This window comes from Mycobacterium sp. SMC-4 (genome assembly GCF_025263265.1).
Lineage (GTDB): Bacteria > Actinomycetota > Actinomycetes > Mycobacteriales > Mycobacteriaceae > Mycobacterium.
This window is the reverse complement of record NZ_CP079869.1, coordinates 4805262-4829793: the sequence shown is the minus strand read 5'-3', so window position 1 is coordinate 4829793 and position 24532 is coordinate 4805262. Positions and strand designations below refer to the sequence as shown.

24 protein-coding genes are annotated in these 24532 nt (G+C 66.1%); 16 read left to right on the top strand and 8 right to left on the bottom strand.

From position 1 onward, the window contains the following. The first annotated feature begins 10 nt into the window (after positions 1-10). A complete protein-coding gene (locus tag KXD98_RS23020; RefSeq protein WP_260760641.1) occupies positions 11-790 on the top strand; it encodes an SDR family oxidoreductase in 780 nt (259 codons plus the stop codon). A gap of 17 nt (positions 791-807) precedes the next feature. Further along, complete coding sequence (locus tag KXD98_RS23015; protein ID WP_260760640.1) at positions 808-1713, top strand: SDR family oxidoreductase; 906 nt, start codon at positions 808-810, stop codon at positions 1711-1713. Here KXD98_RS23015 and KXD98_RS23010 read toward each other — a convergent pair whose 3' ends face one another. The 3 genes from KXD98_RS23010 to KXD98_RS23000 are packed head-to-tail and all read right to left on the bottom strand — an operon-like array spanning position 1714 to position 3770. Further along, positions 1714-2214, bottom strand: a complete 501-nt coding sequence (locus KXD98_RS23010) for a nitroreductase family deazaflavin-dependent oxidoreductase (protein ID WP_260760639.1) — start codon at positions 2212-2214, stop codon at positions 1714-1716. A gap of 9 nt (positions 2215-2223) precedes the next feature. Then, positions 2224-2607 carry a hypothetical protein gene (locus tag KXD98_RS23005; protein ID WP_260760638.1) on the bottom strand — a complete coding sequence of 128 codons (384 nt, stop codon included), beginning with the start codon at positions 2605-2607 and terminating at the stop codon, positions 2224-2226. Next, positions 2607-3770, bottom strand: coding sequence for a steroid 3-ketoacyl-CoA thiolase (locus KXD98_RS23000; protein WP_260760637.1), 1164 nt, complete (start codon positions 3768-3770; stop codon positions 2607-2609). The genes KXD98_RS23005 and KXD98_RS23000 overlap by 1 nt, the downstream gene beginning before the upstream one ends. A 121-nt stretch (positions 3771-3891) precedes the next feature. On the opposite strand from KXD98_RS23000, the gene KXD98_RS22995 reads away from it, so the two are divergent. The 7 genes from KXD98_RS22995 to KXD98_RS22965 are packed head-to-tail and all read left to right on the top strand — an operon-like array spanning position 3892 to position 10591. After that, a complete protein-coding gene (locus KXD98_RS22995) occupies positions 3892-5154 on the top strand; it encodes a cytochrome P450 (protein WP_260760636.1) in 1263 nt (420 codons plus the stop codon). Between the two features lie 36 nt (positions 5155-5190). Continuing rightward, a complete protein-coding gene (locus KXD98_RS22990; RefSeq protein WP_260760635.1) occupies positions 5191-6192 on the top strand; it encodes an acyl-CoA dehydrogenase family protein in 1002 nt (333 codons plus the stop codon). Beyond that, the gene (fadE29, locus tag KXD98_RS22985; protein WP_260760633.1) at positions 6193-7356 is read left to right on the top strand and encodes an acyl-CoA dehydrogenase FadE29; all 1164 of its coding nucleotides are present in this window, start codon (positions 6193-6195) and stop codon (positions 7354-7356) included. Next, positions 7353-8315: a bifunctional MaoC family dehydratase N-terminal/OB-fold nucleic acid binding domain-containing protein gene (locus tag KXD98_RS22980; protein ID WP_260760632.1), complete on the top strand. Its 963-nt coding sequence runs from the start codon at positions 7353-7355 to the stop codon at positions 8313-8315. The genes fadE29 and KXD98_RS22980 overlap by 4 nt, the downstream gene beginning before the upstream one ends. Continuing rightward, positions 8312-8716, top strand: a complete 405-nt coding sequence (locus tag KXD98_RS22975) for a MaoC family dehydratase (RefSeq protein WP_260760631.1) — start codon at positions 8312-8314, stop codon at positions 8714-8716. Before KXD98_RS22980 ends, KXD98_RS22975 begins: the two co-directional genes overlap by 4 nt. Next, the gene (locus KXD98_RS22970) at positions 8713-9876 is read left to right on the top strand and encodes a lipid-transfer protein (protein WP_260760630.1); all 1164 of its coding nucleotides are present in this window, start codon (positions 8713-8715) and stop codon (positions 9874-9876) included. Before KXD98_RS22975 ends, KXD98_RS22970 begins: the two co-directional genes overlap by 4 nt. Before the next feature lie 52 nt (positions 9877-9928). Further along, a complete protein-coding gene (locus tag KXD98_RS22965) occupies positions 9929-10591 on the top strand; it encodes a hypothetical protein (protein ID WP_260760629.1) in 663 nt (220 codons plus the stop codon). 6 nt (positions 10592-10597) lie between these two features. Here KXD98_RS22965 and KXD98_RS22960 read toward each other — a convergent pair whose 3' ends face one another. Beyond that, a complete protein-coding gene (locus tag KXD98_RS22960) occupies positions 10598-11329 on the bottom strand; it encodes an MPT63 family protein (RefSeq protein ID WP_313901250.1) in 732 nt (243 codons plus the stop codon). Between the two features lie 403 nt (positions 11330-11732). Between KXD98_RS22960 and KXD98_RS28445 the strand changes: the two genes are divergently transcribed. Together KXD98_RS28445 and KXD98_RS22950 are read left to right on the top strand one after the other, a co-directional pair. Further along, the gene (locus KXD98_RS28445; RefSeq protein ID WP_313901249.1) at positions 11733-13094 is read left to right on the top strand and encodes a hypothetical protein; all 1362 of its coding nucleotides are present in this window, start codon (positions 11733-11735) and stop codon (positions 13092-13094) included. A gap of 155 nt (positions 13095-13249) precedes the next feature. Then, positions 13250-13723, top strand: a complete 474-nt coding sequence (locus tag KXD98_RS22950; protein WP_260760628.1) for a hypothetical protein — start codon at positions 13250-13252, stop codon at positions 13721-13723. Between the two features lie 13 nt (positions 13724-13736). Here the strand turns inward: KXD98_RS22950 and KXD98_RS22945 are convergent, their stop codons facing one another. After that, a complete protein-coding gene (locus tag KXD98_RS22945) occupies positions 13737-14597 on the bottom strand; it encodes a MaoC/PaaZ C-terminal domain-containing protein (RefSeq protein ID WP_260760627.1) in 861 nt (286 codons plus the stop codon). A 3-nt stretch (positions 14598-14600) separates the two neighbouring features. Further along, complete coding sequence (gene kstD / locus KXD98_RS22940; RefSeq protein ID WP_260760625.1) at positions 14601-16283, bottom strand: 3-oxosteroid 1-dehydrogenase; 1683 nt, start codon at positions 16281-16283, stop codon at positions 14601-14603. 74 nt (positions 16284-16357) lie between these two features. Here kstD and KXD98_RS22935 point away from each other — a divergent pair, with 74 nt between their 5' ends. From KXD98_RS22935 to KXD98_RS22915, 5 genes are all read left to right on the top strand, one after another. Next, complete coding sequence (locus KXD98_RS22935) at positions 16358-17143, top strand: 2-keto-4-pentenoate hydratase (RefSeq protein ID WP_260760623.1); 786 nt, start codon at positions 16358-16360, stop codon at positions 17141-17143. Positions 17144-17157: 14 nt separating this feature from the next. Next, positions 17158-18078: an acetaldehyde dehydrogenase (acetylating) gene (locus KXD98_RS22930; RefSeq protein WP_260760621.1), complete on the top strand. Its 921-nt coding sequence runs from the start codon at positions 17158-17160 to the stop codon at positions 18076-18078. Further along, on the top strand, positions 18075-19127 hold the full coding sequence (gene dmpG / locus KXD98_RS22925; RefSeq protein WP_260760620.1) for a 4-hydroxy-2-oxovalerate aldolase: 1053 nt from the start codon (positions 18075-18077) through the stop codon (positions 19125-19127). The genes KXD98_RS22930 and dmpG overlap by 4 nt, the downstream gene beginning before the upstream one ends. Positions 19128-19273: 146 nt before the next feature. Further along, positions 19274-19768, top strand: coding sequence for a heme-binding protein (locus KXD98_RS22920; RefSeq protein ID WP_260760619.1), 495 nt, complete (start codon positions 19274-19276; stop codon positions 19766-19768). Between the two features lie 142 nt (positions 19769-19910). Beyond that, positions 19911-20588 carry a hemolysin III family protein gene (locus KXD98_RS22915; RefSeq protein ID WP_260765362.1) on the top strand — a complete coding sequence of 226 codons (678 nt, stop codon included), beginning with the start codon at positions 19911-19913 and terminating at the stop codon, positions 20586-20588. Between the two features lie 112 nt (positions 20589-20700). Here the strand turns inward: KXD98_RS22915 and KXD98_RS22910 are convergent, their stop codons facing one another. Both KXD98_RS22910 and KXD98_RS22905 read right to left on the bottom strand, forming a co-directional pair. Further along, the gene (locus KXD98_RS22910) at positions 20701-21162 is read right to left on the bottom strand and encodes a hypothetical protein (RefSeq protein WP_260760618.1); all 462 of its coding nucleotides are present in this window, start codon (positions 21160-21162) and stop codon (positions 20701-20703) included. 118 nt (positions 21163-21280) lie between these two features. Then, positions 21281-24517, bottom strand: coding sequence for a BTAD domain-containing putative transcriptional regulator (locus tag KXD98_RS22905; protein WP_260760617.1), 3237 nt, complete (start codon positions 24515-24517; stop codon positions 21281-21283). Positions 24518-24532 lie beyond the last annotated feature (15 nt).

Sequence of the window (24532 nt, the reverse complement as noted above, 5' to 3'; positions counted from 1 at the left end):
CGCTAGCACAGTGACTGACGCCCTCGATAGCGCGATCAAACTGGGTCTGACCGGCCGTGTCGTCCTCGTCACCGGTGGGGTTCGCGGCGTCGGCGCCGGCATCAGCAAGGTCTTCAGCGATCAGGGCGCCACGGTCGTGACCTGCGCACGCCGGCCGGTCGAGGGCCTGCCCTACGAGTTCCGTGCCTGCGACATCCGTGACGACGACGCGGTCAAGGCTCTGGTCGACGGCGTCGCAGCCGACCACGGTCGTCTCGACGTGGTGGTGAACAACGCCGGTGGCTCGCCGTACGTGCCGGCCGCCGAGGCCTCGGCGAAGTTCAGCACGAAGATCGTGGCGTTGAATCTGCTGGGCGCGCTGTCGGTTTCGCAGCACGCAAATGCCGTTATGCAGGGTCAGGATACCGGTGGCTCGATCATCAACATCACCAGCGTGAGCGGACGGCGTCCGACTCCGGGCACCGCAGCCTATGGAGCGGCCAAAGCCGGGATGGAAAGCATGACGACCACGCTGGCGGTGGAATGGGCCCCGAAAGTGCGGGTCAACTCCGTGGTGGTCGGCATGGTCGAGACAGAACAATCCGAGCTGTTCTACGGTGACGCCGACTCGATCGCCGCGATCTCGCGCAACGTCCCGCTGGGCCGGTTGGCCAAACCCGCCGACATCGGCTGGGCCGCAGCATTTCTCGCATCCGATGCGGCAACCTACATCAGCGGCGCCTCACTGGAGGTGCACGGCGGCGGCGAGCCGCCGCACTACCTTTCGACGACCACAGCGGACATCAAATAGATTGAGGAGACAACCCCATGGGATTGCTTGACGGCCGAGTGGTGATCGTGACAGGTGCCGGCGGCGGAATCGGGCGCGCCCACGCGTTGGCCTTTGCCGCCGAAGGCGCACGGGTGGTGGTCAACGACATCGGAGTGGGTCTGGACGGCTCACCGGCCGGCGGTGGCAGCGCCGCGCAGAGCGTCGTCGACGAGATCGTCTCCGCCGGAGGTGAAGCCGTCACCAGCGGGGCCAACGTCTCGGACTGGGCGCAGGCCGAGGGGCTGATCCAGACCGCCGTTGACAACTTCGGTGGGCTCGATGTCCTGGTCAACAACGCCGGCATCGTGCGTGACCGGATGTTCGCCAACACCAGCGAAGAAGAGTTCGACGCCGTCACGGCGGTGCATCTGAAGGGCCACTTCGCCACCATGAAGCATGCCGCCGCCTATTGGCGCGCGAAGTCCAAGGCAGGTGAGACCGTCGACGCCCGCATCATCAACACCAGTTCCGGTGCGGGACTGCAAGGTAGCGTCGGCCAGGCCAACTACAGCGCCGCCAAGGCTGGAATCGCTGCGCTGACCCTGGTCGCGGCGGCAGAGATGGGGCGCTACGGCGTCACCGTCAATGCCATCGCCCCCTCGGCACGCACTCGTATGACCGAGACCGTGTTCGCCGACATGATGGCCACGCAGGGCCAGGATTTCGACGCGATGGCGCCGGAAAACGTCTCCCCGTTGGTGGTGTGGCTGGGCAGTGTCGAGTCGCGCGAGGTGACCGGCCAGGTGTTCGAGGTCGAGGGCGGCAAGATCCGAGTCGCAGAAGGCTGGGCGCACGGGCCTCAGATCGACAAGGCCGCCAAATGGGATCCCGCCGAACTGGGACCGGTGGTCTCGGATCTGCTGGCCAAGGCCCGCACCCCCGTGCCGGTCTACGGCGCCTGATCAGGCGGGGTCGCAGATCAGGATCGGGATCTTGCGCTCGGTGTAGGAGCGGTAGTTGGCGAAGTCCGGGTACATCGCGTCGAGCTTCGGCCAGTACTCGTCGCGCTCGGCGTCGGTGGCCTCGCGGGCGGACAGCGCCAACTTCTCGCTCTTGATCTGGAATGTCACCGTCGGATTGGCCTTGATGTTCAGGTACCACATCGGATTGGTGGCACGTCCGCCCTGCGAGGCGACCAGGATGATGCGATCACCCTCGCGCAGAAACAGCAGCGGGCTCTCCCGGGCTTGACCGGATTTGCGGCCGATCGTGGTCAGGATTCCGACCGGAGGCGGTGCGGAGAACGCGTTGGATCCCAGACGCCAGTTGTACCCGATCCGTCCACCGGTGGCCTTGTAGACCCAGGTGTTGATTCGCGACATCCATTTGATGCCGATGCCGACCGGCTTGGAATTGAGACTCTCGACCTGTTTGGGGCTCAGCGGACGCGGGGGTTCGGCCATGGCGTGCACCTATCTGGTCAAAAACGGTCGGATGGAGGCGGTGATGCGGTGGATCTGGGCCCGCCCGGCCGGCTCTTCGGCCGGGATGAGAAACGTTTCGTCGACCCGCGCTCCCACCCGCCGACCTGCCAGTGAGGGTTTGGTGGACAGCTCGAACCGGGCCCGCACGGTGTCACCGTCGACGGTGAACTCCGGGGTCGAGACCGATTCGATCACCCGGTACTGGAGTCCGCGGTTGAGGCTGCGGCGCAGATGATTTCCGGAGAACCCGGTCTTGATACCGAGCTCGGTGCGGGTGCAACCGGGGGCGAAGGGCACCGCGTCGGCCTGGTGTGAGGCCAGCGCAGAGATGTACGCCTGGGCCGCGGCGATGCGGTCCGCGTCCGAGATCATCAGATGCGCTCGATGATCGTTCCGGTCGACAGCGCGCCGCCGGCGCACATGGTGATCAGTGCGGTGGACCTGTCGGTGCGCTCGAGCTCGTGCAACGCCGTGGTGATGAGGCGGGCGCCGGTGCTGCCCACCGGGTGCCCCAGCGCGATGGCGCCGCCGTTGACGTTGACCTTGTCCATATCGGCCTCGTGCACCCGAGCCCATGACAGCACGACGGAGGCGAAGGCCTCGTTGATCTCGACCAGGTCGATGTCACCGAGCTTCATTCCGGCCTTGTCCAGCACCTTCTGCGTCGACTGGACCGGGCCGTCGAGGTGGTAGTACGGCTCGGCGCCGACGTTGGCCTGGCTTACGATGCGGGCTCGGGGCTTGAGACCGAGCGCTCGTGCCTTGTCCTCGTCCATCCACAGCACCGCCGCGGCGCCGTCGGAGATCTGCGACGACGTGCCGGCGGTGTGGATCCCGCCGTCCATCACCGGCTTGAGTCCGGCCAGCGATTCCATCGTGGTGTCCCGCAGGCCCTGGTCGCGGGTCACGGGCGCGAGGTCCGAGGTGGGCTGCTTGTTCTCGTCGAGGACCGGGGCGGTGATCGGGGAGATCTCGCGGTCGAAGCGCCCCTCGGCCCACGCCTGCTTGGCCTTGCGCTGCGACTCGAAGCCGAACCGGTCGACGTCCTCGCGGGTGATGCCGCGCCGCTTGGCGATGCGCTCGGCGGCTTCGAACTGGTTGGGCATGTCGATGTCCCACGACGCGGCGCGGATCAGTCCGCGGTCCGGTCCGGCGTTGGCACCGAGGCCGACGCGGCTCATCGCCTCGATCCCGCAGGCGATGCCGACGTCGATGGCCCCGGTGGCGATCAGGCCGGCGACCAGGTGGTTGGCCTGCTGGGCGCTGCCGCACTGGCAGTCGATCGTGGTGGCGCCGACCTGCTCGGGCAGGCCCGCGGTCAGCCAGCTGACCCGGGTGATGTTGTTGGACTGCTCGCCGTACTGCGTGACGCAGCCGCCGATGACCTGCTCGATGAGATCTGCTTCGATGCCGGCCTTGTCCACGAGCGCCTTCTGCACCGCGCCGAGCAACTCGGTGGCGTGCAGACCGGACAACCATCCGTTGCGCTTGCCGATGGGGCTGCGGGTGGCTTCGACGATGACAGGGTTACCCATTGCGTCAGGCTAGAACACGTTTCATTAGTCTGACAAGCAGTGATGCCGTCGTGCCTTTCATCTGCGGTGGAGGCATGTTTTACTGGCACTAGAACACGTTGCAATTGAGGAGTGCTTTTCTATGCCCGGCCCGAACTCATGTCCGATCAGCCCCGACTTTGACTTCCTCGACGCGACTCTGAACCTCGAGCGTCTTCCCGTCGAAGAACTTGCCGAACTGCGTAAGTCCGAGCCTATCCACTGGGTCGATGTGCCCGGAGGCACGGGTGGCTTCGGTGACAAGGGGTACTGGCTCGTCACCAAGCATGCCGACGTCAAGGAGGTGTCCAAGCGCAACGACATCTTCGGCAGCTCGCCCGACGGCGCGATCCCGGTCTGGCCGCAAGACATGACCCGCGACGCCATCGACCTGCAGAAAGCCGTCCTGTTGAACATGGACGCGCCCCAGCACACCCGTCTGCGCAAGATCATCTCGCGGGGGTTCACCCCGCGCGCGGTCGGACGGCTCGAAGACGAATTGCGCTCCCGCGCACAGAAGATCGCCGAGACCGCCAAGGCCGAGGGCAGCGGGGACTTCGTCGAACAGGTTTCGTGCGAACTGCCGCTGCAGGCGATCGCCGAGCTGCTCGGTGTGCCGCAGGACGATCGCGACAAGATCTTCCGGTGGTCCAACGAGATGACCGCCGGAGAGGATCCGGAGTACGCCGATGTCGATCCCGCGATGTCATCGTTCGAGCTGATTCAGTACGCGATGCAGATGGCCGAGGAACGGGCCAAGAACCCCACCGAGGACATCGTGACCAAGCTGATCGAGGCCGACATCGACGGCGAGAAGCTCTCCGACGACGAGTTCGGCTTCTTCGTGATCATGCTCGCGGTGGCCGGCAACGAGACCACCCGCAACTCGATCACCCACGGCATGATCGCCTTCTCCCAGAACCCCGATCAGTGGGAGCTCTACAAGAAGGAGCGACCGGACACCGCCGCTGACGAGATCGTCCGGTGGGCCACTCCGGTGTCGGCGTTCCAGCGCACCGCGCTGGAGGACACCGAGCTCAGTGGAGTGAAGATCAAGAAGGGGGAGCGGGTGGTGATGTCCTACCGCTCGGCCAACTTCGACGAAGAGGTCTTCGAGAACCCGCACCAATTCGACGTCATGCGCAATCCCAACCCGCACGTCGGTTTCGGCGGGACCGGTGCGCATTACTGCATCGGCGCGAACCTGGCGAAGATGACCATCAACCTGATCTTCAACGCCGTCGCCGACCACCTGCCCGATCTCAAGCCGATCGGCGAGCCCGAGCGGCTGAAGTCGGGCTGGCTCAACGGGATCAAGCACTGGCAAGTGGATTACACCGGTAAGGGTTGTCCCGTCTCGCAGTGACGCTCTGATCGCAACGAAGGCTCAAGGAGGAGTCGGGTGGATTTTAGTCCAGACGAGGGGCAGCAGGCCGTCGCCGACGTGGTGACGTCCGTGCTCGAGCGAGACAACACCTGGGCGGCACTGGTTTCCGGTGGCGTCCCAGCGCTTGCGGTGCCAGAGCGGCTCGGCGGTGACGGCGTGGGCCTCGCCGAGATCGCGACCGCGCTGACCGAGATCGGCCGCCACGGCACGGTCAGTCCGGCGCTGGTCACTCTCGCTGCGACAGCGGTGGTGCTGGACCTGGCCTCCGATGCGCAGCAGGATCGTTACCTGGCCGGGGTGGCCAAGGGTTCGGTGCTGACGCTGGCGCTCAGTGAGCCCGGTGCCGCGCTGCCCGAGCAGCCCGGTGTGACCTTCGCCGCGGGCAGACTCAACGGAACCAAGATTGCCGTCGGCTATGCCGCACAGGCGGATTGGCTGCTCGTCACGACCGACAGCGGCGTCGTCATGGTGCCCGGTGGCGCGCAGGGTGTGACCGTCGCGAACACCCCCTCGGCCAACGGTGGCGAGGAAGCGGTCGTGACCTTCGCCGATGTCGCCGTCGAGGACGGTGACGTGCTCACCGATGCGCAGCCCAGCCGGGTGAACCAGCTGGCGCTGGCCGCGGTCGGAGCATTCGCCGCCGGTCTGGTCGCCGGTGCGCTGCGGCTGACCGCCGACTACGTCGCCACCCGGGAGCAGTTCGGTCGTCCGCTGTCGACGTTCCAGACCGTTGCCGCGCAGCTCTCGGAGGTCTACATCGCCTCGCGGACCATCGATCTGGCGGCGAACTCGGTGGTATGGCGACTTGCCGAGGGGCTCGACGCCGCTGACGATCTCGCGATCCTGGGGTACTGGCTGACCTCCCAGGCGCCGCCGGCGATGCGACTGTGCCATCACCTGCACGGCGGCATGGGAATGGACATCACCTATCCCATGGACCGCTACTACTCGTCGATCAAGGATCTGACCCGCCAGCTCGGCGGTCCGTCGTACCGTCTGGATCTGGTGGGAGTTTAGATGTACATCGAACTGACGCCCGAACAACGCAAGCTGCAATCCGAGCTGCGAGAATACTTCTCCACGCTGATCACGCCTGAAGAGGCGGCGGCGATGGAGAGCGATCGGCACAACGAGGCCTACCGCGCGGTGATCAAGCGGATGGGCAGCGACGGCAAGCTCGGGGTGGGCTGGCCGAAGGAGTTCGGCGGGCTGGGTTTCGGCCCGATCGAACAGCAGATCTTCGTCAACGAAGCCAACCGCGCCGACGTACCGCTGCCGATGGTGACGCTGCAGACAGTCGGACCCACGTTGCAGGTGCACGGCACCGAGGAGCAGAAGAAGAAGTTCCTGCCCGGCATCCTCTCCGGGGACGTCCACTTCGCGATCGGCTATTCCGAGCCCGAGGCGGGTACCGACCTGGCATCGTTGCGTACGACGGCGATTCGCCAGGGCGATGAGTACATCGTCAACGGGCAGAAGATGTGGACCACCGGCGCCCATGACGCCGACTACATCTGGCTGGCCTGCCGCACCGACCCGGAGGCTGCCAAGCACAAGGGCATCTCGATCCTGATCGTCGACACCAAGGACCCCGGCTACTCCTGGACGCCGATCATCCTGTCCGACGGCGCCCATCACACCAACGCGTCCTACTACAACGACGTGCGGGTGCCCGCCGACATGCTCGTCGGTGAGGAGAACGGGGGTTGGAAGCTGATCACGACGCAGCTCAACCACGAGCGCGTCGGGCTCGGCCCCGCCGGCAAGATCGCCGGGATCTTCGACGAGGTGTACGAATGGGCCGCTACCGCCGGCTCCGACGGTGTGGTCCCGCTCAAAGAAGAGCCCGCTCGGCGCCTGCTCGGGCAGATCAAGGCGATCTGGCGGATCAACGAACTGCTCAACTGGCAGGTGGCGGCGTCCGGAGAGACCATCGCGGTCGCCGATGCTGCTGCCACCAAGGTCTTCTCGACCGAACGCATTCAAGAGGTGGGCCGACTGGCCGAGGAACTGGTGGGTCGTTACGGCAACCCGGCGGATCCGCACACCGCTCGCCTGCTCGACTGGCTGGACAAGGTGACCAAACGCAATCTCGTCATCACATTCGGCGGCGGGGTCAATGAGGTGATGCGGGAGATGATCGCGGCGTCGGGTCTGAAGGTGCCGAGGGTTCCCCGGTGACGGACCTGCAGCCGGGTATCGACCGGATCAAGTCCGCCGGCCGCAGTGAGCCCCGCACTGCGCGGGATCCGGTGAACCAGCCGATGATTCACCACTGGGTCGATGCCATCGGTGACAAGAACCCGATCTATGTGGACCAGGCGGCTGCGAAGGCCGCCGGGCATCCCGGAGTGGTGGCGCCGCCGGCGATGATCCAGGTGTGGACCATGGGCGGGCTCGGCCAAGGTCGCGCGGACGATGACCCGCTGTCGAAGATGATGGCGCTGTTCGACGACGCGGGTTACGTCGGCGTGGTCGCGACCAACTGTGAGCAGACCTACCACCGGTATCTGCAGCCCGGGGAGGTGCTCACGGTCCACGCTGAGATCAACGACGTGGTCGGGCCCAAGCAGACTGCACTCGGTGAGGGTTTCTTCATCAACCAGCTGATCACGTGGACGGTGCCCAACGGCGCCGACGGTGACGAGACCGTCGCCGAGATGAACTGGCGCATCATGAAGTTCAGACCGCGCGCCGACGACAGGCCCGCGGTGCCCGAGGATCTCGACCCGGACAAGCTCATGCGGCCCGCGTCGTCCAAAGACACCCAGTTCTTCTGGGACGGTGTCAACAGTCACGAGTTGCGGATCCAGCGGCGTCCCGACGGCTCGTTGCAGCACCCTCCGGTGCCCGCGGTCTGGCAGGGCAAGGATGCGCCGATCGACTACGTGGTGGCCTCCGGGGCGGGCACGGTGTACAGCTACGTCGTACACCACGCACCGAAGGTGCCCGGCCGTAGTCTGCCGTTCGTGATCGCCCTGGTGGAACTGGAGGAAGGGGTGCGGATGCTCGGTGAGCTGCGCGGCGTCGACCCGAGCGATGTGCGGATCGGAATGGCGGTGCGCGCAACGTACATCGACTTCCCCGACAGCGACATCAGCCCGGCGTGGACCCTCTATGCGTGGGAGGCGGTCCGATGAGCGCCCCCGTCCTGGAGGTCGGCGCCGTGCTGCCCGAGCTGAAAATCCACGGCGACCCGACGTTCATCGTCTCTACGGCCATCGCGACACGCGACTACCAAGATGTCCATCACGACCGGGACAAGGCGCAGGCCAAAGGCTCCAAGGACATCTTCGTCAACATCCTCACCGACACCGGTCTGGTGCAGCGTTACCTGACCGACTGGGCGGGGCCGACCGCCCGGATCAGGTCGATCGGGTTGCGGCTGGGCGTGCCGTGGTACGCCTACGACACCATCACCTTCACCGGGGAGGTCACCGCGGTCGACGACGGGGTGGCCACCGTGAAGGTGGTGGGAGCCAACAGTCTCGGGAACCATGTGATCGCCACGGCGACAATGACGTTGGGAGCGCAGGCATGACCGGGCTGTCCGGTAAGGCGGCGATCGCCGGTATCGGCGCGACCGACTTCTCGAAGAACTCGGGCCGCAGCGAGCTGCGGCTGGCCGCCGAGGCAGTGCTCGATGCGCTCGACGACGCCGGACTCGAACCTGGCGACGTCGACGGCTTGGTGACGTTCACCATGGACTCAAATCTGGAAACCGCGGTCGCACGTTCTACCGGCATCGGCGAGCTGACATTCTTCAGCCAGATCGGATACGGCGGAGGGGCCGCGGCGGCCACCGTGCAGCAGGCGGCGCTCGCCGTGGCAACCGGTGTGGCCGAGGTGGTGGTGGCCTACCGGGCGTTCAACGAACGCTCTGAACACCGGTTCGGCCAGGTGATGACCGGTCTGACGGTCAACGCGGACTCCCGCGGCGTCGAATACAGCTGGTCCTACCCGCACGGGCTGAGTACCCCGGCGGCGTCGGTGGCGATGATCGCCCAGCGCTACATGCATGAATACGGCGCAACCAGCGCTGATTTCGGCGCGGTCTCGGTCGCCGACCGCAAACACGCCGCCAACAATCCCAAGGCGCACTTCTACGGCAAGCCCATCACCATCGAAGACCATCAGAATTCGCGATGGATCGCCGAACCGCTGCGGCTGCTGGACTGCTGCCAGGAAACCGACGGTGGTGTCGCCATTGTGGTGACCACACCCGAGCGGGCCAAAGACCTCAAGCACCGGCCGGCGGTCATCGAGGCCGCTGCGCAGGCAGCCGGCGCGGACCAGTTCACCATGTACTCCTACTACCGCGAGGAACTCGGGCTGCCCGAGATAGGGCTGGTGGGCCGTCAACTCTGGGCGCAGAGCGGCTTGTCGCCCGACGACATCCAGACGGCGATCCTCTATGACCACTTCACCCCCTACACCTTGATTCAGCTCGAGGAACTGGGCTTCTGCGGCAAAGGTGAAGCCAAGGATTTCATCGCCGGTGGTGCCATCGAGCTCGGTGGACGACTGCCGATCAACACCCACGGCGGTCAGCTCGGCGAGGCCTACATCCATGGCATGAACGGCATCGCCGAGGGCGTGCGCCAGCTGCGCGGGACCTCGGTCAACCAGGTCCCCGACGTCGAGCACGTGCTGGTCACGGCCGGTACCGGCGTGCCGACTTCGGGGTTGATCCTGGGCTGAGGCCGGGTGTGGCTCGTACGGGGCCCTGGTCGTTCCCACTACGCTTGGCCAGATGAGCTCCTCCGAGCCACCGGCCAGTGATGATGGCACCGGGCCGCGTTACGACGCACCGTTGTCGGTCAATCCACGGCCCGCGCGGCGTGACCGTCGACCGTTGGTACGGGTGGCCGCCGTGACTGTCGTCGTCGTGGCGCTCGGACTGCTGGTCTGGTCGTTGTGGCCGTCTTCGGAAGGAGCCGAATCCGAGACGCCCCAAGCCGAATCTGACGCCGCGGGGGTGACCGTGCCCCAGTCCGACGCCGAAGCCCGCGTTCTGAGTCTGGTGCCGCGCGGCTACGCCGAAGATTCCTGCGGGCCGGTGGTGCCGCCGGAAGGTGCGCTGGCGCAAGTCAGTTGCACCCAGAACACCGATCCCGGCGGTCCGCTGACGGCCACCTACACCTTGGCGCGCGACGGCGCGCTGGAGGAGTTGTTCGACCAGGTGGTCAACACATCCTCGGTGGTGAACTGTCCGGGCAACATCCAATCGCCGGGGCCGTGGCGGCGTAACGCGACCCCTGATCAGCAGGCAGGCATGCTGGTTTGCGGGTTTCAGCAGAACAGGCCGACGGTTGCGTGGACGACCACCGCGAACGACTTGATCAGCGAGATCCATTCAGGTCCGCAAGGCCCCAATATGGTCCAGCTCTACACCTGGTGGACGTCGCACTCCTGAAGAGCGTCAGGCAGGCGGTGCCGGAACCAGCGTGGTGACCGAGCTGCCTTCCGGCAGGGGCGTACCTGAGCTGCCTTCGGGCAGCGGGGTGCCCGAGCTGCCCTCGGGCAGGGGAGTACCTGAGCTCCCGGTCGGCTCTGCTTCCGGTGTCTGCTCTTCGGCTGCCGGGGCCTCCGTTGCCTCCACGGCCGGCTCGGCATCAGCCACATTCGGCGCGGTTCCCGACGGTGCGGTGCCGCTGTAGGCCGGGGTGGGGCCGGTGGCCGGCGCCGGGGGCGCGGGGACCCACACCAACAGATCCGTGCCGCCGTCGTTGTATACGACGCTGTCCGGCTGCTCGCCGGTGACATCGAAGTAGATCTTGCCGGTGGTCTTCTCGCCCTGCGCGATGGTCGACGGGTTGACACCCTGTTCGGTGGGGACACCGAACAGCACGCGGTAGGTCTGACCGTTGGTGGCGCGAGCGTTCAGGTTCGAGACGATCGGGGTTACCGACCCCGACACAGCCTCGTCGGTCGCCGTTGCCTCCCACAGTGTGCCGACGGGGTCGTAGGCAATGGTGTCGGAGCTGGGCTTGAGGTCGGTCACCGTCCAGTGTTGTACGACGGTGCCGTTGACGAGTTCACCGGGCTGTCCGAGATACGTGACGTCGGCATCGGCGACGGCCGGCGGGGCGCCGCCGACGGCCAGTGCAGCAGCAGCGACGGTGGCGGCAACCCAGGTGGGCTTGATCTTCACAGTTTTCCTCCTGGATTCGTTGTGTCGAGCAGCGAGGCTGTCCCCCAGAGCAAATTAGCAGGTCGGGCACCCCGCGACGATGGCTGCGGTTCGCGCACCTGCAGAAATGCCCCACCGAGACCGTTTGTGCGGCGTCCGGGCCGGCGATGGCAAACACTGCCGATTCTGTGCTCAGATCGCCGTCCTGACCGGCACTTATGCCCGCAGAGCGATGGTTTCGTCCGGCTACGTCGCGCTTCGGCGGGTCGGCATTCCTGTTCCCGGCCGCGGCGGGGAAGCCTTGACAGGCCTGCCAGCAAACTCATAGATTCTCTGCTGACGAGTCTGCGTAGTGGAGTACCGTCGGGGGATCACAGGCCCGGCACCACGCTCTTTTTCCGACAAGACAGGGGAAGCACCAACCATGCCCAAGCATTCCAAAGTCCGCAAAGGTCAACGGGGTCTGGCAGTGAAGACCTATCTGACCGCGGGCGTCACCGGCGCGGCCATGGCTGGTCTCGGCACGCTCGCGCTGGTCGGAGTGGACGACGCTCCGCAGCAACGCAGCTACGAAGTCCAGTTGGTGTCCCTGGAGTGGTGGGAAGACGCATACGGCGGTGAGCGCAAGTCGACCTCCTCATCGGGCGGTGACGTCCAGATGGCCGCAGCGGCCACCCCGGCCCTGCGTCCGATGTTCGGCCCGGGCGGTTGGCTGATCGGTAACGGCCTCGACGCGGCAGCGGACTGCACGGGCGCCGCATGCAACGGCGGCAACGGCGGCATCCTCGGCGGCAACGGTGGTAACGGGGCCAACGGTGGCAACGGTGGCAACGCCGGCCAGTTCTTCGGCAACGGCGGCAACGGCGGTAACGGTCTCGACGCCGTCTACGACCCTGAGACCGGCGCTCGCACCGCCGCCACGAATGGCGGCAACGGTGGAAACGGTGGCTGGTTCGGCAACGGAGGCAACGGGGGCAAGGGCGGCAACGACTTCAACACGCAGGACTTCGAGAACGATCCCGACACCGAAGCAGACGAGACCCTGGGCAACAACGCCTATGCGGGCAACGGCGGGCGCGGGGGTCAGGGCGGCTACATCGGTAACGGCGGAAACGGCGGCGACGGCGGTGACGCCTCGTCGGTCAACGGCAGCGCCTACGGCTACTTCAACGAAAACATCTCGTTCGGTCGTGGTGGTAACGGCGGCTCCTCGCAGGGCTTCTACGGTAACGGTGGCCAGGGCGGCAACGGTGGTAACTCCTCGGCGAACGCCGAAGGCCAGGAGGCTCTGGGCGGCGACGGCGGCCACGGCGGTTCGGCAGGCTTCAACGGCGCCGGTGGCCGCGGTGGTGACGGCGGGACCGCCAGCGGCGGTACCGACGCCTACGCCGAGGGCGGCTTCGGTGGCGACGGCGGCACCTCGCGCAACGGCAACGCCGGTGACGGCGGCAACGGTGGCGACGCGGTCAGCGAGAACGACACCGCCTACGGTGGTGACGGCGGCTTCGGCGGCGACGCCACCTTCACCGGCAGGGGCGGCAACGGTGGCCGCGGTGGCGACGCCGAGGGCGGCGAGAAGGCCGGCGGCGGCTGGGGCGGCGACGGCGGCCGGGGCAGCCTGTTCAACCGCGGCGGTAACGGCGGCGACGGCGGCAACGCCAGCGCCAACGACGCCAGCGACGCCGAGGGCGGTCTCGGAGGATCGGCCGGGCGCGGTGGCGCCGGTAGCGGCAGCGATGGCAGCGACGGATCCGCGTCCGGGTCCAGCGGCGGCGGCGACGACTAACGCGCAGTAGAACGACCGCACGACCGGGTACGGATGTCGAATCGGCGTTCGTACCCGGTCGTCGTTGCTGGTGGACCGGCCAATATCGTTGCTGACGAGCAACTTTGACGTAGTCGCGCGCCGGGCCGTGGTATCGGTCGGGCTATGATCGCGGCATGCCGGACACCACATACTCGAATCGCACTGCTGGCAGCTGGGTCGCCCCGGCCGCCCTGGTTGTCGCTGTGATCGCCGCGGTGCTCGCTGCGTGGGGTCTGCTGCGTTCGCCCGAGGACGCATCGCGCGGCGCGGGCACGGTGGACGCGGCGCAACTGTGCGCGGCCTTCGAGACCGTGCGCAACGCAGTGTCCTTGCAAACCAACGCCGATCTGGGACCCGACCCTGTCGCCGCTCAGTCGGTGGCGGCCAACGCACGACTGGCCACGCTGGGTGGCGGGCAGTACCTGCTCTGGCAGGTCACCGAGGCGGACTCCGGCGAGCTCGCCGACGCCGTGCATTCGTTTGCCGAGGACCTCACCGAGATCGGGATGGGCCAGCTGGCGGGCGCACGTAGTGAGGATCCGGCTCAGAGCGAGCGGATGAACAACGCGCAGACCACTGCGGCCCGGGTCGACGAGCTCTGCGGCTGACTCACGGCCGAGGTCAGGCCGGCACGAACTCCACCCCGGCCAGTGCGACGGCGTTGTCGCGCTCGGGTGCGGTCACCGTGGCCAGATAGGCCCCGTCGTGCTTCCAGACGTTCACACTCAGCGTCTCGCCGGGGAACACCACACCGGCCATCCGCGCACCGTAGGACTTCAGGCTGCTGACATCACCGTCGAGAAGGTTGTCCACCAATGCTTTGCACGTCATGCCGTAGGTGCACAAGCCATGCAGAATGGGGCGCGGGAATCCGGCTGCCGCAGCGAAATCCGGATCCGAATGCAACGGGTTACGGTCCCCGCACATCCGATACAACAGCGCCTGCTGTGGCGAGGTCGGGACCGTGAGCTCGAGGTCGGGGGATCTGTCCGGGGCGGCCGAGGAGCCCGACGGACCACGGTCGCCGCCGAAGCCACCCTCGCCGCGGGCGAAGATCGAGCGCTTCTGCGTCCACAACAACTGACCGGCCGGATCCTTGACGGTGGTCTCCGACCAGATCACCGCGGCCTTGCCCTTGTCCCAAATCTCGGTGAACCTTGTGACCGCGACTCCAGTGCCCGACGGCGGGATCGGTCCGGGAACGGTCACCGCTTCGCTGGCGTGCAGCACTTTGCTCAACTCGATGTCGATGCCCGGGAACTTCACCGCCGGCGGCTCGGTCAAGTGAAAACTCTGGGCCACATTGCCGAATGTCGGCAGCACCTGAGGGGTGTTGTCGGTCAGGTACCGCAGCTCGCTCTGGTCCACCGGATCACTGCCCGCCCCGAGGGCCAGATGGTACAACTGAATGTCACTACTGGTCCATGAGAATTCGACGGCGGGAAGCTCCGCGCCGATGGCTTCATCGAGATTGATGGGCAAGGGTCAGGCCTTTCCTGCAAGGTGGAGTGCCGCCAGATAACCGAACGTCATCGCCGGGCCGATGGTGCCACCCGGACCCGGATAGGTGTGACCCATCACCGGGGCGCTGACGTTGCCTGCAGCATAGAGTCCCTCGATCACCGAGCCGTCGTCGCGCAGGGCGCGTCCGTTCACGTCGGTGACGATGCCACCCTTGGTGCCCAGGTCTCCCGGCACCAGCTTGGCGGCGTAGTACGGCCCGTGGGTGATCTCGCCCAGGTTGGGGTTGGGCTTGTTGGTCGGATCGCCGTAGTAGCGGTCATAGGCGCTCTGCCCGCGCTTGAAATCCTCGTCGACACCGGCCCGCGCGAATCCGTTGAACCGCGCCACCGTGGCCGTGAAGGCATCGGCGGGCAGGCCGGTCTTGGTTGCCAGCTCCTCCAGTGTCGGAGCGGTCACAATGACGCCGGACTCCAGCCACTTCTTCGGAATGCGTTGTCCTGGCTGAAGTCCCGCGAAGATGTAGCGGTCGCGGTATTGCTGGTCGAACACCAGCCATGCCGGAATGTTCTCGCCGGGCCCGGGGCCCTGCCCGTACTGTCCGCCATACATGTGATGGCACGCTTCGACGTAGGGCATCGACTCGTTCATGAACCGCTTGCCGTTCATGTTGACGATGATCGACCCGGGTGAATTGCGTTCCGACAATGCGAACCACGGTGCACCGATCAGCGGGACCGTCGGTCCCCACCAGGCGTCCTCCATGACATCAAGTGCGGCACCGAGCTTTTCGGCGGCAAGGATTCCGTCCCCGGTGTTGGCAACCGCGCCGACGGTCCACTCCGTGGTGATCGGGGCGCGTTGGTACTTCACCCGCATCTGCTCGTTGTGTTCAAAGCCTCCACTGCCCAGGATCACACCGCGACGCGCCCGGATCAGTTGCGGCTCAGCGCTTTCCCCGGTGGTTGTGTCACGGACGTAGATTCCGCGCACCACACCGTCCTCGACGTAGAGGTCGGTCAGCGCGGTGTTGAGCCGAACCGGGACACCGGCGTCTCGCAGCGCGATACGCAGTGGTGCGATCAACGCCCGACCCATCCCGACCAGGTTCTTGCGCGTGGCGTTGGCCCATACCGTGCGTGCCCCCACCTTGAGGCTGCGCAGCAGTCCGCGCGGATGACGTTTGAGCTGGTTGAGACGGACGTAGTCCTGCTGCATCACGACCATGTTCATCGGGACCTTGCCGTACGGCGGCTCCAGGCCGCCGAGATCGGGCCCGAGCTTGCTCGCATCGAACGGTTTGGGTTCCACCGAGCGGCCGGTGGCCTTGCCGCCCGGAGTCTCGGGGTAGTAGTCGGCGTAGTTGGGTACCCAGCACAGCTTCAGCGGAGAGTTCTTCAACACGAACGACAACATCTCGGGTCCGCGGTCGAGATAGGTGTCGATCTTCTCGGCCGGCACCACGTCGCCGATGATGGCGTGCAGGTAGGTTCGGGCGGCCTCGCGGGTGTCGTTCACACCGTCGCGCTTGAGTACCTCGTTGTTCGGAATCCAGACGCCGCCACCTGACCGCGCAGTGGAACCACCGTAGTGCGGGGCCTTCTCAACGACTATCGTCGAGAGACCCTGGTGGGCGGCAGTAAGGGCGGCGACCATACCCGCGGCGCCGCTGCCCACCACGACGACGTCATACTCCTGCTCGGTCATGTAGAACACGTTATAGAATTGCCCGGCCGACCCACAACTGTGCCGGTCGACGAAACGAGGGGACTTCACCGAAGATGCTCAGTTCCGAGGTCCGTGAGCGACTTGCCGCCGACTTGGCCCAGGCCGAGCGCAGCCGGCAACCGATCTCTCCGCTGACCGACGCGCACCCCGACATCGATGTGGTCGACGCCTATGAGATTCAGCTGATCAACATCCGCCAGAAAGTCGCCGAGGGCGCGCGCGTGGTCGGTCACAAGGTCGGTCTCTCGTCGGAGGCCATGCAGAAGATGATGAACGTCGACGAGCCCGATTACGGCCATCTGCTCGACGATATGCAGGTGTTCGAAGACGCGCCGGTGCGCTCGGAGAAGTACCTGTACCCGCGGGTCGAGGTCGAGGTGGGCTTCATCCTGGCCGATGACCTGCCCGGAGCCGGGTGCACCGAGGACGACGTGCTGGCCGCGACTGCCGCCTTTTGTCCGGCGATCGAGCTCATCGACACTCGGATCACGAACTGGCAGATCAAACTCTGCGACACGATCGCCGACAACGCGTCCTCGGCCGGTTGGGTGCTCGGTGAGGCGCGGGTGTCGCCCAAGGACATCGACATCAAAGGCATCGACGCGGTGCTGACGAACAACGGCGACGTGGTGGCCGAGGGGCGCAGCGACGCCGTGCTGGGCAACCCGGTCACCGCGGTGGCGTGGCTGGCCCGCAAGGTCGACAGTTTCGGGGTGCGTCTGAAGGCCGGCGACATCGTCTTACCGGGCTCGTGCACCCGTGCGATAGATGCACCTCCCGGTAGCCATTTCGTCGCCGACTTCAGCGGTTTAGGTTCAGTACGGCTCAGTTTCGAATAAGCGAAGGACCAGCAATGTCTACGGCCAAGAAAGCCTCCGTCGCGATCGTGGGGTCCGGCAACATCAGTACCGATCTGCTCTACAAGCTGCTGCGCTCGCAGTGGCTGGAGCCGCGCTGGATGATCGGCATCGACCCGGACAGCGAAGGTTTGGCGCGCGCGCGCAAGCTCGGCCTGGAGACCTCGCATGAAGGTGTCGACTGGTTGCTGGCGCAGTCGGAGAAGCCCGACATGGTGTTCGAAGCCACCAGCGCCTATGTGCACCGCGATGCCGCGCCGCGCTACGCCGAGGCGGGCATCCGGGCCATCGACCTGACCCCGGCGGCCATCGGGCCCGGGGTGATCCCGCCAGCCAACCTGCGCGAGCACCTCGATGCGCCGAACGTCAACATGGTGACCTGCGGCGGACAGGCAACCATCCCGATGGTGCACGCAGTATCTCGCGTGGTGGACGTGCCCTATGCCGAGATCGTGGCGTCGGTGTCGTCGGCCTCGGCCGGGCCGGGCACCCGGGCCAACATCGACGAGTTCACCAAGACCACCAGTGCCGGTGTCGAGGTGATCGGCGGAGCCAAGCGCGGCAAGGCGATCATCATCCTCAACCCGGCCGAGCCGCCGATGATCATGCGCGACACGATCTTCTGCGCGATCCCCGAAGATGCCGACCACGCGGCGATCACTCAGTCGGTCAAGGATGTGGTTGCCGAGGTGCAGACCTACGTGCCCGGGTACCGGTTGCTCAACGAACCACAGTTCGACGAGCCCTCGGTCGTCAACGGCGGAAACCACGTGGTCACCGTGTTCGTGGAAGTGGAGGGTGCGGGCGATTATCTACCGCCCTACGCTGGAAACCTGGACATCATGACCGCCGCCGCGGCCAAGGTGGGCGAAGAGATCGCCAAAGAGAGTCTGTCCACGACTGGAGCGCAAGCATGAGTACCGACGGCATCTACTTCAACCCGATCTGGGACGTCCGGATGACTGATACGTCGCTGCGCGATGGGTCGCACCACAAACGTCATCAGTTCACCACCGAGGAGGTCGGCGCGATCGTCGCCGCGCTGGATGCGGCTGGTGTGCCGGTCATCGAGGTCACCCACGGTGACGGTCTGGGCGGGTCGAGCTTCAACTACGGCTTCTCCAAGACCCCGGAGCAGGAGCTGATCAAGCTGGCCGCCGAGACGGCCAAGGAATCGAAGATCGCCTTTTTGATGTTGCCGGGTGTCGGCACCAAGGAGGACATCAAGGAAGCGCAGAACAACGGCGGCTCGATCTGCCGGATCGCGACCCACTGCACCGAGGCTGATGTGTCGATTCAGCACTTCGGGCTGGCCCGCGAGCTGGGTTTGGAGACGGTGGGCTTTTTGATGATGAGCCATACGATCTCCCCGGAGAAGCTTGCCGCGCAGGCTCGGATCATGGCTGATGCCGGTTGTCAGTGCGTCTACGTCGTCGATTCGGCCGGTGCGCTGGTGCTCGAAGGGGTGCGTGACCGGGTCGCGGCGCTGGTCGCCGAACTCGGCGAGGACGCTCAGGTGGGTTTCCATGGCCACGAGAACCTCGGCCTGGGGGTGGCGAACTCGATCGAGGCGGTGCGTGCCGGGGCCAAGCAGATCGACGGGTCGTGCCGGCGGTTCGGGGCCGGGGCGGGCAACGCCCCGGTCGAGGCGCTGATCGGGGTGTTCGACAAGATCGGCGTCAAGACCGGTATCGACTTCTTCGACATCGCCGACGCCGCCGAAGAGGTCGTCGCCCCGGCGATGCCGGCCGAATGTCTGCTCGACCGCAATGCGCTGATCATGGGTTACTCCGGGGTGTACTCCAGCTTCCTCAAGCACGCGATCCGCCAATCCGAGCGCTACGGTGTGCCCGCCCACCAGCTGCTGCACCGCGCCGGCCAACGCAAGCTGATCGGCGGTCAGGAAGACCAGCTCATCGACATCGCACTGGAGATCAAACGCGAACAAGAAACAGCTGCGACTTAAGAATCCCACAACTCCTTCTAGCTGGTCTGACCTGCGGCAACGCCGCGGTCATCGGTCCGTTGTGCGTGAGCGCGGGTTTGACCTGCGGCTTTTCGGGCAAAAGACACGATGCGACCGACTGATCGCAAAGCAAAGGAGTGGTTTTCATGAACAGGTCCGCCACGAGTGTTCGTCGCGGTCTCTTCGGCATGTTCGCCGGTGGACTGCTGGCTTTCGGCACAGCAGCGATCGTCACCCCGGTAGCTAACGCTCAGCCGGCCCCCGCACCGGACTGCTCCGCAGCGAGCGTGGCCGGGACAGTGGGCTCAGCTGCTGCTTCGGAGGGCGCGTATCTGACGGCGAACCCGGACGCCAACGAGGCGCTGTCCGCCATCTCTGCGCAGTCGCAGGACCAGGCCCAGACCGCCTATCAGGAGTTCTTCGAGCAGAATCCTGAGGTTGCGCAGGAGCTGTCGAGCATCCACCAGCCGGTCAGCGCGCTGAAGGCGCAATGTGACCTGCAGCTGACGCCGACTCCGGTGGCCCAGGCCGTCTGGAGCAGCACGGACATGGCCGAGGTGCCCGCTGAGGTTCCTGTCGAGGTTCCCCAGGTGATCGAGCCGACACCGGGACAGCCTGAGGCTGCTGCTACGCCCAGCTGACGGGACCGTCCGTAGTACCCACTTGCCGTGCTCGCTTACCCCGCGGGCACGGCAAGCTGGATTCCGGTGACTTCAGCGGTAGGCTCGCGCTGCGCCGTCGCAGGAGGCACGGCTGCCGTATACATGCTGCGGCCCGCTCACAATCTCGGAGACGGCCCTGATCGAGTCCCAGGTGACGTACGGGATCACCCCCCGTGCGCGGGGCTGGATTCATGTATGCACCGCTGTCGCGGCCGTGGTCGCTTCGGTGGTCCTAGTCCCCAGCGCGTGGCAGACAAGGTCTCCCGACGCTGGTTGGGCCGCCTTGGTGTATGCATCGGCCGTCGTCGCGATGTTCACCGTCAGCGCGACCTACCATCGCGTGCAGTGGACCTCAGCGCTGGCACAGAAGTGGATGATGCGCCTGGACCACTCGATGATCTTCATGTTCATCGCGGCCTGTTACACGCCGTTGGCCGTGTTGGCGATGGAGCCGGAAATCGGTGCGGATCTGCTGACGATCGTGTGGACCGGCGCCGCAGCGGGTGCCGTGCTGAAGCTCTGTTGGCCTTCGGCTCCTCGGTGGGTAGGAGTGTCGCTCTACATCCTGCTGGGCTACGTAGCACTGTGGTACGCCGAGACCCTGCTCGATGGCGCCGGAACCACGGTGGTCGCGCTGCTGCTCGTCGGTGCCGCCTTGTACAACGTCGGCGCGATTCTGTACGGCGCGCGATGGCCCAATCCGTGGCCCACGACTTTCGGCCACCACGAGTTCTTCCACGCATTCACCAGTGCTGCGGCGGGTTGCCATTTCGCGGCGATCTGGCTCGTCGTCCACTAGCCCAGCGGGTTGCACCAGCACGATGGCCGGACGACCACGCGCGACAAGGCGCAGGCCCTGCTCGCCTGGGGTCCGGCGGTCATCGTCTGGTCAGCTCAAGGCCGCGCTTCGGCTAGGGGGTGAACCCGAAACCCCATCCCCAGCCCGACGGGTTGGGAATCGCGGTGACAGTCCCCGGGCCGCCTGAGGCGGGTGGCGGCGCGTTCGGTGCCGGAGTTTGTCCGCCGCCCGCCGACTGTGGCCTGGGGGCCCGTCCGGCATCCCACGGTGCCTGTGGTGCCGACTGGGCCGTCGCGGGTGGGGCCGCGCAGAACGACCCGTTGGCGTCGGCAGACCACACACCACCTGACATGTCGCAGCAAAAGCGTTTTTCTTCCAGCGCTTGTTGGACACTGATCTGGCCCTTCTCCTCTCTCTCGCGGACGCCTTTCATGCAGGTGTCCCACGCCTGGATGTCCCACACCCTTTCCGCATGTGAGACCGCAGGCTGGACGAGTGCGCCGACGGCCAGAGCCGCGGCTGTCGTGCCGACTACGGCAGCCGACATGCGTTTGCGTAAAGAAGTGGTGTTCATCTGTGTGCTCCTTCAGTCGATTGGCTCGTCGGCTGATTCCCCCGCGAACGCCGTGTGAGATGACTCCACAACAGTGGCCATGGGGTGTTGCAGATCTGTTGCAGCGCTGTTGTCGCGGTCAGGTCGCGGCGCTGAGCACCTGTTCCAGGAAGTCCTGCCGAACCCCGGGATGGTTGCGCAGGCCGGGCAACAGGGCCACCAGGTGCGGTCCGCCGTCGAGCAAGAAGCGGACCATGTCCCTTTCGGCGCATTGTGCGGCGACGCAGGCGAGGACGTGACTGGCCTCATCGGCTCGACCCGCGGCGGCCAGCGCGGCGGCGAAAAGTCGGTTGGCGTTCAACAGGGCCCGCGGACGATGGTGAGCTGCCAGCCGGTTCACCCAGCCCTCGGCGCGCCGGCAGGCGAGGTCGGGATCGTCGTCCAGCAGTGCGAGGGTGGCACACTCGTCGCGCAATTGTGCGGTGACATCGTGCAAGATCCCGCGGTCGGTGGCCTGCCGAATCGGGTGCCGCGGCGTCGGCAAGCCCAGCCGGATGCGCTCGGTCGCCACCGCAGCACTCAATCGAGGCAAGTCCGCGGTGGCCGCGACATTGGCTGCACCGTCTAGGATTTCAGCGGCGGCGTCATGCTGTCCGCGCAGCATCTTGATTCGTGCGCCGGTGACACAGCGGGCGATCATGAATTCGACCGGCGGTCCGCCGGGCGTGCCGAAGCCGCCGCTCTCTTCGAGAAGCCGCTCGGCTTCGTCCACCTGATCGCGCTCGTAGAGGAACTCGGCGGACAGCGCATAGGCCACGCGCGCAGCATGCGACGTCGGGGCGCCGGATGTCTTTGCGAGGCGGACCGCTTCGCGGAGTCGGCGTTGCGTCTCGACCGCGTCGAGTTCTTGGTTCGATGCCATCGCAGCCAGACAGTGCCCGTAGATCAGGACGAATGATGTGCCGGACCGACGGTGGTACACATCGGCCCAGTCCTGCCATCTGCGTGCCGCGGTGAAGTCGAACCGACATGTCGCGACGAATGAGGCGATGTTCGCCGCTGTGGCAACCACGAAAGGCGACACAGAATCCGGATCGGACAGACACGGGTCAAGCAGCTCCTCGACGCCGGCACCGTGGTCGGCCCAGACTTCGACGAGCGCGCGGAAGACATCTGCCTCGATACGCATGGCGCGTGATTCGGACTCCGGCAATGTCAGGGCCTGCAAGGCGGCGTCGAACGCGTCGAGTGCCGCGCGGGCCGCGGCGGGCTGCTGCAGCAGGCTGTTGGCGCGGGCCAGGAAGAGCTGCAGCCTCGGACTCGGGGTGACGATACGTGGCGGAAGGCCGGCAACCAGAGTCTGCAGCATCGGCAGTTGCGCCCGCTGCTCGAACTCTATGCTCTGATGTTCGATCAGTTCGATCGCGCGGTCCTCGTCACCCGCGGACACCGCGTGGCTGATCGCCTCGTGGAGCATGTGGTGGTCGGCGAACCAGCGCGAAGCTTTCGCGTGTAACTGCGTGATGCGGTCGGGATCGCCGCATTCGAGTCGGCGCTGCAGAAAGTCGGCGAACAGTTGGTGGTACTGGAACCAGCCCCGCTCGTCATCGAGTCGACGCAGGAACAGGTCGCGGTTCTCCACCTCTTCGAGCATTGCCTGCCCGTTGGTCACCCCTGCCAGCGCGCAGGCCAGGTCGCCGGTGACGCGCTCGGGCAGCGAGGTGGCCATGAGAAAGTCGAGCATGCTCGATTCGAGGGAGTCCAGAACGTTTTCGGCGAGGTATTCGCCGAGCCCGCTGTGATGACCCGACAAGCTCTGGATCAGTGTCGCCGGATCGGAGTTCTCGCGCAGCGACAGCGAAACCAGCTGCAACGCCGCGATCCACCCCTCGGTGGTTGCCCCCAGGGTGGCCACATCCGCGTCGTTGAGTGACAGTCCGCGCGCATGCAGCAGGAAGCGCCGCGCTTCGGACTGGTCGAAACGTAAAGCTGCGGTATCGATTTCCACCAACTGATCGCTGACCCGCATCCGGCCCAGGGGAAGATGTGCACGACTACGGCTTGTCACAACGACGCGTAGATGTTCACCGCCGTGGTGGAGCAAGTAGGTCAGTGCCGCAATGGTCGCCGCGTCGGTCACCCGGTGCCAGTCGTCGATGACGAGCCAGAACGGCGACCCGGAATGCTCCAGCTCGTTGATCAGAGACGCAAGCACTCTCCGCTGGGCATCGGCGTCGTGATCATTCACGGCGCCGCGTAACTCCTCGCTCAACGCGCGGACGCCGCCGACCGCGTCGATCAGGTGCGCGAGAAACCAGACGACGTTGTCGTCGTCGCCGTCGATGGTGAACCACGCGACGGTCTCCCCTTGGGCGAGAAGTGTTTCGCGCCATTGCGCGGCCAGCGTTGTCTTGCCGAATCCGGCCGGCCCGTGGATGAGGAAGAGCCGCCGGTGACCGCCAGCGCGCAGCGCGTCGATCAAGCGGTCCCGGGCCACCGGCGTTCGCGGTGCGGCCGGCGGACGGTACTTGGTCGGGGTGACCGGCGGCAAGCTGACCGTGGCGTCCCGCGTTGTCGATGCGCCGGGACGCAGCGACGGATCATGGTGGAGGATCGCGCTCTCGAGGTCGCGCAACTCAGGACCGGGGTCGACGCCGAGTTCATCGGCGAGACGACGGCGAATCTCGGTGCCTACGGCGAGCGCCTGCACCTGTCTGCCGGACTGGTATAGCGCGAGCATCAGCTGCCGGTGCAGGGTCTCCCGAAAAGGATGATCCACGATGAGGCGTTCGAGTTCGGGAATGACCGCGGCGTGGCCACCGAGCATGAGGTCGGCTTGGATCCGAAGTTCGATCGCGACCAGTCGGAGCTCGCTCAACCGCGCGGCCTCAGCTGCCGCAAAGTCGGGATGGTGAAGGTCTTGGAGTACCTCTCCGCGCCACGACCGCAGTGCGGAGGCGAGCAGGTCGGCGGCGCCATCGGGATCGTTGTGTCGAAGCGCTTGCTGGCCGTCGGAAAGCAACTTTTCGAAACGTCGCGCGTCGATCTGCTCAGGCTTCAGAAACAGGCCGTAGCCACCGGGGCGGGACACGAGCGCATTCTCTGCTCCAGCTTCTGCCAACCGAGACCTCAGACGTGAGACGTGCGCACGCAACGTGACCTCGACACTGGCCGGGGGACCGCCCGCCCAGAGTGCATCGACAAGCCTGGCGTGAGAGATCACGCGGTTGGCGTCGAGTAGCAGCGCCGCGAGTAGCTCTCGCTGTTTACGCCCACCGATGTCGACCGGTCGGCCTGCCTCGTTGCTCAACGTCAGCGGTCCGAGGATGCCGAAGAGCGGCTCTCCTAACACGGTGTCGCTTCCGCGTCCTTCCACGGAGATAACCATATG